General features: G+C 68.6%; 10 protein-coding genes and 1 tRNA gene. 3 read left to right on the top strand and 8 right to left on the bottom strand.

Features of this window, described 5'->3' with window-relative positions:
• Positions 1 to 75, bottom strand: a tRNA-Arg gene (locus ACE3SG_RS27195).
• A gap of 196 nt (positions 76 to 271) precedes the next feature.
• On the bottom strand, positions 272 to 1195 hold the full coding sequence (locus ACE3SG_RS27190) for a hypothetical protein (protein WP_374569397.1): 924 nt from the start codon (positions 1193 to 1195) through the stop codon (positions 272 to 274).
• Positions 1196 to 1981: 786 nt separating this feature from the next.
• Here ACE3SG_RS27190 and ACE3SG_RS27185 point away from each other — a divergent pair.
• On the top strand, positions 1982 to 2131 hold the full coding sequence (locus ACE3SG_RS27185; protein ID WP_374569396.1) for a hypothetical protein: 150 nt from the start codon (positions 1982 to 1984) through the stop codon (positions 2129 to 2131).
• 33 nt (positions 2132 to 2164) lie between these two features.
• Here the strand turns inward: ACE3SG_RS27185 and ACE3SG_RS27180 are convergent, their stop codons facing one another.
• A complete protein-coding gene (locus ACE3SG_RS27180; RefSeq protein ID WP_374569395.1) occupies positions 2165 to 2923 on the bottom strand; it encodes a DeoR/GlpR family DNA-binding transcription regulator in 759 nt (252 codons plus the stop codon).
• Positions 2924 to 3013: 90 nt separating this feature from the next.
• Between ACE3SG_RS27180 and ACE3SG_RS27175 the strand changes: the two genes are divergently transcribed.
• Positions 3014 to 3619 carry an NUDIX domain-containing protein gene (locus ACE3SG_RS27175; protein WP_374569394.1) on the top strand — a complete coding sequence of 202 codons (606 nt, stop codon included), beginning with the start codon at positions 3014 to 3016 and terminating at the stop codon, positions 3617 to 3619.
• A 58-nt stretch (positions 3620 to 3677) separates the two neighbouring features.
• Here the strand turns inward: ACE3SG_RS27175 and ACE3SG_RS27170 are convergent, their stop codons facing one another.
• On the bottom strand, positions 3678 to 4694 hold the full coding sequence (locus ACE3SG_RS27170) for a hypothetical protein (RefSeq protein ID WP_374569393.1): 1017 nt from the start codon (positions 4692 to 4694) through the stop codon (positions 3678 to 3680).
• Between the two features lie 275 nt (positions 4695 to 4969).
• On the opposite strand from ACE3SG_RS27170, the gene ACE3SG_RS27165 reads away from it, so the two are divergent.
• Positions 4970 to 6898 (top strand): serine hydrolase domain-containing protein, encoded by a 1929-nt coding sequence (locus ACE3SG_RS27165; protein ID WP_374569392.1) that lies wholly within the window; start codon positions 4970 to 4972, stop codon positions 6896 to 6898.
• A 26-nt stretch (positions 6899 to 6924) separates the two neighbouring features.
• On the opposite strand, the gene ACE3SG_RS27160 is transcribed toward ACE3SG_RS27165, so the two are convergent.
• The 4 genes from ACE3SG_RS27160 to ACE3SG_RS27145 form a co-directional block, all read right to left on the bottom strand.
• Positions 6925 to 7662 (bottom strand): CAP domain-containing protein, encoded by a 738-nt coding sequence (locus ACE3SG_RS27160; protein ID WP_374569391.1) that lies wholly within the window; start codon positions 7660 to 7662, stop codon positions 6925 to 6927.
• Positions 7663 to 7770: 108 nt separating this feature from the next.
• Positions 7771 to 7977 carry a hypothetical protein gene (locus ACE3SG_RS27155; protein ID WP_374569390.1) on the bottom strand — a complete coding sequence of 69 codons (207 nt, stop codon included), beginning with the start codon at positions 7975 to 7977 and terminating at the stop codon, positions 7771 to 7773.
• 166 nt (positions 7978 to 8143) lie between these two features.
• Positions 8144 to 8701 (bottom strand): YgjP-like metallopeptidase domain-containing protein, encoded by a 558-nt coding sequence (locus tag ACE3SG_RS27150; RefSeq protein ID WP_374569389.1) that lies wholly within the window; start codon positions 8699 to 8701, stop codon positions 8144 to 8146.
• 34 nt (positions 8702 to 8735) lie between these two features.
• The gene (locus ACE3SG_RS27145) at positions 8736 to 10985 is read right to left on the bottom strand and encodes a M6 family metalloprotease domain-containing protein (RefSeq protein WP_374569388.1); all 2250 of its coding nucleotides are present in this window, start codon (positions 10983 to 10985) and stop codon (positions 8736 to 8738) included.
• Positions 10986 to 11070: the final 85 nt, after the last annotated feature.

Genomic DNA, 11070 nt, shown 5'->3' with positions numbered 1-11070 from the left:
TGGCGCCCCCGGCAGGAATCGAACCTGCATCTGAGACTTAGGAGGTCCCCGTTCTATCCATTGAACTACGGCGGCGAGGGGCGGATTTTGGCATGGGGCCAGGCCGGCGTGCAGTAACGGCGGCGCAATGTGTGGCTCTGTCGCTGTGAGCGGCGATGATGGAACAAGCTAACGCCGCTGCTCACTGGCACAGCCAGTCTCGGCCCGCGCCTCCAGGCTTTGCCTGATCGTCCCGAACAGGATGAAACCGTGTGAAATCGTCGCAGCCTCCCTACGTGGCCTCGTTGTGACGATAAGCATAAGTGCCAGTAATGCGCTCCTGGCCCGGTTCGCCATACCAGCAAATGCTGTGGCAGAACTTGGTGGTATGCACTTCATCAAATGCATCTGTGTACGTGACGATGCCCCAGATGTGCACTCTTCGGTCCCGGCCTGACTTGATGACGGGAACTTCGTCATCAGGGACGAAGTCCTCAAGATGGCCGTTAAGTTCGACGGCGTGATGTGGTCCCAAAAGCATGGCCTGCGGAGTGACGCTCTCCGGTGTCGGAAAATCAAAGTCATCCGGCAACGGGAAGGGAAGAACGGCGGCCTTGGCCCAGTAGCTCAACTTATGAGCCGGCGTGTGTCCAGAATTTAGCAACGAAGGGAGAATTCCGAACTTAAGGTTCTTGTCGCGTTCCTGATAGATGCCGCTGGCGACGGAAACAGTCAAGTAGGCACGCATCTGCTTGTGCAGCATCCCTTGCATCAAGGTCGCGTTTTGTATGGTCGCATTGGCGACCCTCTCCATTGCGCTGGCCGCGCGCTCAGCTTGAGCAATCGACCGCTCCATTTTGGACGCGTGATCGTCACCAGTATGCTTGGCGTCTCTACTGAGCCTATACGTAACGGCGAAGAGACCTGCGGTGAAAGCGAAAAGAAGATAAGTCGCAGCAGCCAAGTGCCCGGTGTAGTTCACCAGCGCAGCATCGGCCGCTTCTTTTACCTTGCGGTCCTCGGCGTCTTCCTTGACGCTTTCGGCATCCTTCTTGGTAACTACCTCACCCTTAACAAATAGTGGTGCTCTCTCGGTGCCTCGTTGTTCTGACTTGGATTGCCATTCCACGGCGCTGGCCTTGTGATCCAGTGGTTCCGCAGACCAAGCCGGTCCACAGCAAAAAGCCAATACTAGGAGCGCGGTGCGCATTTCCATTTCCCCCAGCACTCGTCGCTTGACGGGCAGCCCTAACCAATACTGGTCTAACTAGACGAATGGGATTCTCCGGCTGCATTGCCATTTCTGTCTAGCGCAGCTATCGGTAGTGACGCAGTCGGTGCGGTCCTCGCAGCCATCATTCGCGGTCGTTGGCGTTGACTATCGCCTTGCTTGGCAGAACTGGGCGGGGCGAGCCGACAAGCCGCGACGCACGAATCGTTCTCAGCCGAAGGGCGCTGAGCTCTGCGAGCAGTACCGGGTAGGGACCACAAGCCCGAGCATGGTGTTGGCGATCGCGTCAGGATATCGATCTATTGTCCGCCCACGACTCGATTCTGGCGGTTGTCTAGCAGCCTGCCCGGACCGGCGAAGCCATAGCACGGCAGCAAGGAATGCTCGCCCAGGGAAACACATGCCCGATGTCTTTCGCGATCGGCGCCATGCCGGTCAGGTGTTGGCGCAGTCGTTGTCCGCCTACGCCAAGCGTTCGGACGTTCTGGTGCTGGCCTTGCCGCGCGGCGGTGTGCCGGTGGCGTTCGAGGTGGCGCAGGCGCTGTATGCGCCGCTGGATGTGTTCATCGTGCGCAAGCTCGGGGTGCCGGGGCACGAGGAATATGCGATGGGCGCGGTCGCCAGCGGTGGCGTGCGGGTGCTCAACAGCAACGTGATCCACATGCTGGGGATCGACGAGGCGGCGGTCGAAGCCACCACCGTGGCCGAGCAGGCCGAGCTGGCGCGGCGCGACGCGTTGTGCCGATCGCGGCGCCCGATGTGTGCGAGCAGATGCGGCACGAGGCTGACGACGTGGTCTGCGCCAGGATGCCCGAGCCGTTTCGTGCCGTCGGCTGCTGGTATGAGAGCTTCGAGCAGATCAGCGACGACGAGGTGCGCGAGCTGCTCGCGATCGCCCGGCGCAACGCGCCCAGAGACTGAGCAACCGCCTGCCGGTCGCCACCTGACTCCGCCTCACGCCACCACGCGCACCTTCACGCCGCCAGCGCGCAGCGCCCGCAAGGTGCGCTCGGGTGTCTTGCGCGGCACGACGATCGCGGTGATCTCGGTCAATGGCGCGACGACGAAAGGCGATGCGGCCATCAGTTTTTCGGCCGACGCGAGCACGATGGTCTCGGCTGCGCGTTCGTGCAGCGCGCGCTTGACGGCGGCTTCTTCGGCGTCGCCGGTGCTCAGGCCCGCCTCCGGGTGCACGCCGGTGACGCCCATGAAATAAAGGTCGGCGCGCAGCTGCGCGGCGGCGGCGATCACCGCGGCGCCCACATTGACCATCGAATGCCGGAACAGCCGCCCGCCGAGCATCAGGATCTCGACCCGGGGGTGCTCGGCCGCCGCCACCGCCACCGTCGGGCTGTGGGTGACGATGGTGGCGCGCAGCGCCGGGTCGAGGTGGCGCGCCACCTGCAGCGCGGTGGTGCCGCCGTCGAGGATCACCACCAGCCCGGGGCGGACCAGCGACGCGCCATAACGCCCGAGTTCAACCTTCTCGTGGGTGGACAACTGCTCGCGCAGCTTCAGGTCGCCCGCAGCCGGGGCGGCGGGCAGGGCGCCGCCATGCACCCGCTGCAGGCGCCCAGCCTGGGCCAGCTCGCGCAGGTCGCGGCGGATCGTGTCTTCAGACGTCTGCAGCTCGGCCGCCAGGGTCTTGGCGACGATCTGCCCCTCGCGCGCCAGGCGGTCGAGGATCAGTTGCTTGCGTTGGGTGGTCAGCATGGGGCGGCGGGTGCGTGGGGCCGGTGCGGCCTTGCAGTGGCGGCGTCGATGCCGCTATGATTGCACGAAACTGCACGAAAATCATCAAACATGCACGGCACTGAAAACCCCCGGGTCCGCATCGTCGAAGAGCGCTTGTTGTCCAACGACTGGTTCGTCTTGAAGAAGACGACCTTCGACTATCGCCGGCGCGACGGCCGCTGGCAGCGCCAGAACCGCGAGACCTACGACCGCGGCAACGGCGCGGTGCTGCTGTTGTTCAATGCCGAGCGCGGCACGGTGGTGCTGACGCGCCAGTTCCGCTTTCCGGCCTATGTCAACGGCTGCGCCGACGGCATGCTGGTCGAAGCCTGCGCCGGCCTGCTCGACGGCGACGCGCCGCACGATGCGATCCGCCGCGAGGTGGCCGAGGAGACCGGCTTTCACGTGCGCGCGCCGCGCAAGCTGTTCGAGGCCTACATGAGCCCCGGCTCGGTGACCGAGAAGCTGCACTTCTTCGTCGCCGAATACGACGAGACCGACCGGCGCGGCGCGGGCGGCGGCGATGCGGCCGAGGGTGAGGACATCGAGGTCGTCGAGCTGGCGCTGGACGAGGCGCTGCAGCACGTGGCCGACGGCCGCATCCAGGACGGCAAGACCATCATGCTGTTGCAGCACGCCGCGCTGGTGGGGCTGCAGGCGCTGCGCACGCGCTGACGCCCGCGGATGAGGCGCCCGCAGCCACGCGCCGGCGCGTGGGCCGGCGGCGCGGTGTTCACTTCATCGGCGTCAGCAGCGCGGCGCCCAGGTTGCCCCAGGCGCAGACCAGGCCGTCGTCGTTGATGTCCAGCGCGTCCCAGAGCTGCCAGCCGGTGCCGCTGACCGGGTCGAGCACGTCGTTCAGCGCCTGCATGCGGCCGTGGCGCCAGATCACGGCGCGGCTGGGCCAGGTGTCGTTGGGGATGACCAGCACGCCGACCACCACGTCGTGGTTGTTGATCGCCGAGGGGAGCGCCCGCACCCCTCGAGGAGCTCCGAGGTCGCGCATCACGCCGTCGGCGTAGATGAAGGGGTGGGCAAGCCAGCCGTTGTCGGCGATGTCGGAATAGCCCACCACGTGCCCGGCCTCGTTGATGTCCGTCGCTTCGCTGCTGCGGCCACCCAGCGTGCCGAGCAGCGTGACGGTGCCGTTGTCGAACAGCGCCGCCTGGCTGGGCTGGTGCGGTGCGTCGATGACGACGCCCACCGCCTGCCTGCGGCCGTTGACCGAGCGGGCATAGCCGAACCAGCGGTCGGGGGCCAGGTCGACGACGCGGTCGGCGGTCCACATCATGGGGTGGGTCAAGCCGTTCGCACCGGGCGCTTCGCCGACGACGTCGCCGGCGTCATTGATGCCGAGTGCCGAGCTGGCCCCGTCGGCCAGTTGCGGCAACTGGCGCTTCGTGCCGTCCGGCGCCCACGCGGCGGCGTAGTGAAAGCCGAAGGTCTTCTCGTAGACGACGGTGCCGGCGACCATGCGCGAGGCGTTGATGGCGTTGCCGGTCCACGCATCGTCGGCGCCCGCACCATGCACGGTTCGAAGCTTGCCGCGCGGCGTGGCGATCCAGGCGGACCGGTCGTATTCGCCGAAGCCGATGCGCGAGCTGCCCACGGTGGTGCCGTTGGCATTGATGGCCGCACACGACCCGCTGTCGGCCAGTGGCGTCACCCGATAGGTCGTCGCGTGGGCGGCCAGGCATGCACCCAGCAGCAGGGTGGCTGGCAGCACAGACGTCAATCGCAATGGATTCATGGCGTTCTCCTCCGGGTAGTTCGGTGCCGCAGCCTAACTGATGGGCGCAGTGGCACCGGCCTCGGCGAAGGCTGAATTTTTTGGAGTCGAGGCTTTCGGCGGCCACGTTTCATGCCCGTGCCGATGCAGTTCATCGCATCGGCGTGGTGCGCGGGGTGGTCGCTGCCTAGATTGCGCTCCCTTGGCAAGCCAATCGGGGCGGGGCGATGATGAGACAAGGGCAACAGGGCATCAAGGCGTGGGTCAGGGCACGGGCCGGTGCATGGTGGCGAGGTTTGCTGGGCGTTGCCGTGTCGTTGGCGGTGCCCGCGGCGCTGGCGCAGCCGGCGGCCAGGCCGGCGATGAGCGCCGGCGACCTCTCGGCGTTCTTCGACGCCTACCTGCCGGGCGAGCTGAAGCAGGCCGACATTGCCGGCGCCGCGGTGATCGTGGTCAAGGACGGCCGGGTGCTGTTCCAGCGCGGCTACGGCTGGGCCGACCGCGAGCGCCAGCGGGCGGTGTCGCCGGACACCACGCTGTTTCGCATCGGTTCGGTGTCGAAGCTGTTGACCTGGACGGCGGTGATGCAGCTGGTGGAGCAGGGGCAACTGGTGCTCGATGCGGATGTTCAGCAATACCTGGACTTTCCGCTGCCGCCGTACCAGGGCCAGCCGGTGACGCTGCGCCAGCTGATGACGCACACCGCGGGGTTCGAAGAGACGGTGCAGGGCATGTGGATGCAACCGGGCGAATCGGCGGCCCTGGGCGACTACCTGCGCGCGCAGCTGCCGCCGCGCATCTTCGCGCCCGGCAGCACCGCCGCCTATTCCAACTATGGCGCCACGCTCGCGGGCTACATCGTCGAGCGGCGCAGCGGCCAAGCGTTTGCCGACCACCTGCAGCGCCACCTGCTGCGGCCCTTGGGCATGACCCACACCAGCTTCGCGCAGCCCTTGCCGGCCGCGTTGGCCGCGGGCTTGTCGCAAGGCTACGACCTCGGCTCGGGCGCTGCGCAGCCTTTCGAAGGGGTGCGCGTGGTGCCGGCCGGCTCGGCCTCGGCCACGGTGGCCGACATGGGGCGTTTCATGCTGGCCCAGCTGGGCGGCGGCGAGGCGGCGCCGGGCGACGCGGTGCCCGCGGCACTGTCGCCCACCTGGCTGGCCCGCATGCAGGCGCCGCAATGGCGGCTGCACCCCGGGGCACCGGCGATGACGCTGGGCTTCTGGGAAGACGATGCCTTCGGCCCGCGGGTGATCGGCCATGGCGGCGACACCTTGTGTTTCCACAGCGGGCTGTACCTGCTGCCCGAGCAGCGTGTGGGCCTGTTCTTCGTGCAGAACAGTGCCGGCAAGCGCGTGCTGCGCGATGCCTTGTTTCACCGTTTCGTCGAGCGCTACATCGGTGGCCCGCCGGCCCCGGTGGCGGCGGCCGAGGCCGACGGTGACCGCAGCCTCGAAGGCAGCTACATGAGCAGCCGCCGCGCCGAGCACAGCCCGGGCAAGCTGGGCAGCCTGCTGTCGCAGGTGACGGTGGCGCGCACGGCCGACGGGCAGTTGATGGTCAGCTCGGTGCGTGATGCCGACGGCCAGCCGATGCCGTTGCGGCCGGTCGGCAGCGGTGTGTGGCAGAGCGTGGGTGGTGGCACGCCAGAGTCGGCGTCGCGCCGGGTCTACTTTCGCCGCAACGCGCAAGGCCGCTGGGAGATGGGCGGGCATGTGCCGGTGGCCGTGTGGCAGCAGGCGGCCTGGTACGAGCGGGCCGGTGTGGTGGGCGGGGCGTTGGCAGCGGCGTTGCTGGTGAGTGCGCTGACCTTGCTGGCCTGGCCGGCCGGCGCGGCATGGCGGCGGCTGCGCCGGCGCTCACCGATGCCGACACCGATGCCGACACCGACGCCAGCCATCCGCGTGCTACGGCGTGCGGCCCGCTGGTCGGCACTGTTCACGCTGCTGCCCTGGCTGGCGTTGCTGGGGGCCATGGGCTGGTTGATGGCCGACGCGTTGGCGGTCACCGGCCCTGCCTTCGGCCACACCTTGCGGCTGGTGCAAGGGCTGGCCTGGCTGGCCCTCGGCGCCACGGTGCTGGCGGCATGGGTGCCGTGGCGGCGCGCGGCGCAGGGCGCGGGGCGCTGGCAGCGGTGGCACCTCGTGCTGGTCGTCGCGGCGGGGCTGGTGGCCGCCGCCGTGGCGTGGCAAGGCGGCCTGCTGTGGTGGGGCGGGCGCTATTGACCGCCGACCGGACCGGTGCGGCCTCGTCAGCCTTCGACCAGCTTGACGCCCCGCGCCGCCGGCTCGATGCGGTAGCGCGTGCCGTTGGCCGGCTTCAGCGCGGCAGCGTCCTGCCCGGGTAGGCTGACCGACAGCGCCGGCGCGGTGCACTGCTCGTGCGTGCGCGTCATGCCGGGCGGCAGCGCAAAGCGCTTGTCGTCGAGCTGGTAGCTCACTGCCACGCGGCTGCGGTTGCTGAGCGAAAACTTCAGCAGCAGCCGCGCCGGCCGGCCGAACATCTGCACCGCGTAATAGCGGCCGCTGCCGGGGCTGCGCGCCAGGCCCACGCCGATGTCGGTGGCGTCGGGCGAGAGCAGGTTGTGGCGGTGGCCGGGCGAATCGATCCAGCCTTGCACCAGGCCCTGGGCCAGCTCCTCGGTGTCGAAGCCGAACGAGCTGTACTGCATCGCGATGTTCTCGGCCACCATGCAGTAGCTGTAGCCCTGCGCCTGCGCGCGCTGCGACGGCTCGCGCCCGTCGGCCTCGTGGCCGTAGTTGTCGGTGCGCGCCATGTAGGCCGCAAAGGCTTGCGCGGCAGCGGTCAAGGTGCGGTCGGGCTCGATCGGGCCCAGGCCCTGCGTCTGGCGAAACGCATTGCTGCGCTCGACCACCAGGCGTTCGGCCTGGGCCAGTTGCGGCTGCTTTTCGGGCGGGGCGGACACGGCCGGCGCGATGAGCACCAGGCCGAAGATCGAGCTGAGCAGGGAAAAGAGGGCTGGGCGCATGGCGGGCATCGGGTCACGACCCGCCTTCTAACGGCCCACGGGGTGCCCGCGCCGACGGCGGGCCCCGAAAGGGCCACGGCCCGGGGCGGGCCGCAGCCGGGCGTGGGGTCAGCCGCGCGGCAGGCGCGTCGAGTGCACAACGACGACCTGGGTCGGCGCGCTGTCGGCCTGGGCCATCAGCGCGTCATCGTACTGGCGGTCGGCCAGTTGGCCCAGCGCGGCGACCAGGCCCAGCGTCAGCACCAGGGCGAAACCGGCGGCCAGACGGCGGGCAGCGGTCTCTTGGGCGGCGAAACGGGGGGTGGCGGCGGTCATGGTGGGCTCCTGGGTGGCCTTGCGGCGTTGTTGCGATGGAGCGAACTGTAGGGAGCCCCTGTCGAGGTCGCCATCGGCGTGCGACCGGCCGACGGCGCGAGCGGATGAACTGCGCCCCCAGCGGATGAATTGCGGGTGAACCCTTAGCAAAACGTCCGGGTTGACCCTAGGTTTTGGCCTGTTCCGCCGCCGAATCGGGCGTTTCGAGCTCCAGCGCGGTCAGCCACAGCCGGGTGTCGAACTCGAGCTGGTGGTAGGCCGGCTCCATGTGCGTGCACAGCGCGTAGAAGGCCTTGTCGTGCTCGCGCTCACGCAAATGGGCCAGCTCGTGCACGACGATCATCTGCAGAAAGTCGGCCGGCGCCTGCTTGAACAGGCTGGCGATGCGGATCTCGCGCTTGGCCTTCAGCTGGTTGCCCTGCACCCGCGAGACCATGGTGTGCGTGCCCAGCGCCTGCTGCAGGATCTTCAGCTTGTTGTCGTAGGCCACCTTGGACAAAGGCGGCGCATTGCGCATGAAGCGGTTCTTCAGCGCGTTGACGTGCTCGTACAGCGCGCTGTCGGTGCGCACCGTGTGCGCCTCGGGGTAGCGCTGGCGCAGCGTGGCGCCCAGGCGGCCTTCATCGATCAGGCGCTGCGCCTGGGCCAGCAGTGCGTGCGGATAACCGGCCAGGTACTTCAGCGGCCGCGGCGACAGGGGGGGTGAGGCAGGGGCCGCGGTCATGCCGCCATTGTCCCTGCCCCGTCGCGAAGGTTGCTCAGGCCGGCACGATCTCGACGCTCCACTGGTTCAGCGTGCCCTGGTCGGCTGGCGCCAGGTCGGCCACGCGCAGCGTCCAGTTGCCCTGGATCGGTTGCCCGGCCAGGCCGCTCAGCGGTGACAACGGCGTGGCCGAGTCGAAGGTGGCCTTCAGGTTGTCCTGCCCCCCGCCCAGCTGGCCGTGCAGCACCGCGCTGCGGCCGGTGGGCGAGAGCAGCTCGATGCGCAGGTCGCCGATGTAGGTGTGGGTGATGTCGAGCGCGACCTTGATGCTGCGCACGCTGCCGGCCTGGGCCAGGGCGATCGCGCTGCTGACGCCGGTGGCCGAGTTGTCGGGGATGCGCAGGTCGGGGGTCGCCGTGCCCCGCACCACCGCCGCCGCGGCGCCGTCGACCTGCAGGTCCATGGCCCAGCGCTCGATGCGGCCGACGTCCTGGCCTTCGAGGTCGCGCACGTTGAGCACCCAGTCGCCTTGCACCGGCTTGCCGACGAAGGCGGCCAGCGCGGCCGAGCTGGCCGAGTCGTAGTTGGCGACCAGGTTGTCGGCGTTGCCGCCCGAGCGCTTGTGCAGCGTGGCCACGGTGCCGCCGGGGCCGACCAGCTCGACCACCAGGTCGCCGATGTAGGTGTGCGAGATGTTGACGCTGGCCTGCAGGCGCTTGAGCGTGCCGCTGGCGGCGACGTTGATCTTGCTGCGCACGCCGTCCGGGTTGTTGTCGGGGATCGCCACCGGCGTGGTGTTCTCGACGTGCACCGCGCCGGTCGGCGCGCCCTCGCCGGTGCGAAAGCGCATCTTGTTGTCGGGCACGCCGATCTCGCCGATCACCAGGCCAGAGTCGGCGCCGCTCCACAGCCGTGTCGATGGGCGGGTGTCGTGCGACAGCGCGATGCCGGCCACGTTGCCGAACAGGTCGGTGCCGTCGCCCTGGTTCACGTTGTGTTCCAGGTCGTCGTGGCCGTCGGCCTGCAGCAGCCGGCATTGGTAGTGGCGGCTGCCCAGGCCGTCCTGGAATTCGTTCGAGCCGTTGGTGTCGCAGTGGTAGATGGCCAGCCCGCTGGCGGGCAGGTGCTGGTCCAGCCCGAGCTTGCAGCGGTTCTCGACGATGAAGTATTCGTTCGGCGCGCCGGTCTTGAACTTGTAGACGGTGTCGTAGGCGCCGTGCTCGACTTCGAGCTGCGTGCCGTCGCTGCCCAGCTCGATTTCGTTGTCGCACCAGCCGGCCAGGTCGCGCAGGTACGAGCACACCGGTGACGGCGTGCGGCCCGAGTTCAGGTGGTTGCCCGAGCCCATCAGGCAGTAGGTGCCGATGCCCGCGCTCTTGACGCCGTCGCCTTCGCGGTTGACGGCGCCGTAGTCGTACATGTCGGGGAAGCGGCACAGCAGGTGGCCGTTCTCGTGGCAGAAGGTGCCGATGCTCAGCTCGGACGCATTGCGGCCGGCGCTGGTCAGCAGGTAAAGGTTGGTCGACACGCCGCCGTAGCGCAGGTCGATGGTCGAGTTGTGCGGCCACAGCTCGCCGTCGTACTGCGTCTGCCCGGCATACAGGATGTTCAGCGCGTCGAGGATGCCCTCGCGGCGCGAGTCATAACGCGTCAGGTCCACGCCCGAGGCCACGGCCAGGTCGAGCGCCTCTTTGACCAGCAGCGTGGTCAGGTAGTGGCTGCGGTCGTGCGCCAGGCGGAACGGGCCGACCACGTCGTTGGTGTAGTCGAGCTTGCCCGACGAGACGATGCGAAAGTACTCGCGCGCCGAGCAGAAGTTGCCGTTGCGGGTGTAGTTGGCGCCATTGAGCATCTCGTTCACGTCGGCCTGGGTGACGGTGGTCTGCACGTCCTGGAATTCGACCAGGATCGTCAGCCCGCGCACCGGGCCGCTGCTGAGCCGCCGGCCTTCGAGCAGGCCGTTGCTGGGGCCGAAGCTGAGCGCGGCCGAATGCGCCACCGGCGCGGCGCGCGGCTGGCTGCGTGCGCGGCGGGCCTCGAAGCGGCGGTGCCGCACGGCCAGTGTTTCGCGCAGGTGGCGCGCCACGCCGGCCGGCGGCGGGCCGGTCACCGGCATGCCGCTGGAGACGTAGACCCCGTCGTTGAGCATCGCGTAGCAGAACTGGCCGCGGTCGCTGTCGTTGACGGCGGCGTAGCCGTCCAGCGTCTCGTGCACCGCGTAGTACTCGTCGCCCGTCACCTTGAGCTGGATGTCCGGGCCGCTGCGTTGACCGAAGGTCAAGGTCTCGCCAAAGATTGCGCTCATGTGCATCTCCTCGTGGCGACGGCCAAAGCGCGGACCTGCACCTTTGTCGGCCACCCTGGCATTGGGATCCGCAAGGGGGGTCGTG

This window comes from Ideonella sp. (assembly GCF_041914305.1).
GTDB lineage: Bacteria > Pseudomonadota > Gammaproteobacteria > Burkholderiales > Burkholderiaceae_C > Ideonella.
Note: the sequence above shows the minus strand (reverse complement) of the source record. Positions and strands in the feature narration are given on the sequence as shown.

Coding starts and splice junctions, on each gene's coding strand:
- ACE3SG_RS27190 (WP_374569397.1), bottom strand. CDS start 1,195: ATGGAAATGCGCACCGCGCTCCTAGTATTGGCTTTTTGCTGTGGACCG.
- ACE3SG_RS27185 (WP_374569396.1), top strand. CDS start 1,982: ATGCGGCACGAGGCTGACGACGTGGTCTGCGCCAGGATGCCCGAGCCG.
- ACE3SG_RS27180 (WP_374569395.1), bottom strand. CDS start 2,923: ATGCTGACCACCCAACGCAAGCAACTGATCCTCGACCGCCTGGCGCGC.
- ACE3SG_RS27175 (WP_374569394.1), top strand. CDS start 3,014: ATGCACGGCACTGAAAACCCCCGGGTCCGCATCGTCGAAGAGCGCTTG.
- ACE3SG_RS27170 (WP_374569393.1), bottom strand. CDS start 4,694: ATGAATCCATTGCGATTGACGTCTGTGCTGCCAGCCACCCTGCTGCTG.
- ACE3SG_RS27160 (WP_374569391.1), bottom strand. CDS start 7,662: ATGCGCCCAGCCCTCTTTTCCCTGCTCAGCTCGATCTTCGGCCTGGTG.
- ACE3SG_RS27155 (WP_374569390.1), bottom strand. CDS start 7,977: ATGACCGCCGCCACCCCCCGTTTCGCCGCCCAAGAGACCGCTGCCCGC.
- ACE3SG_RS27150 (WP_374569389.1), bottom strand. CDS start 8,701: ATGACCGCGGCCCCTGCCTCACCCCCCCTGTCGCCGCGGCCGCTGAAG.
- ACE3SG_RS27145 (WP_374569388.1), bottom strand. CDS start 10,985: ATGAGCGCAATCTTTGGCGAGACCTTGACCTTCGGTCAACGCAGCGGC.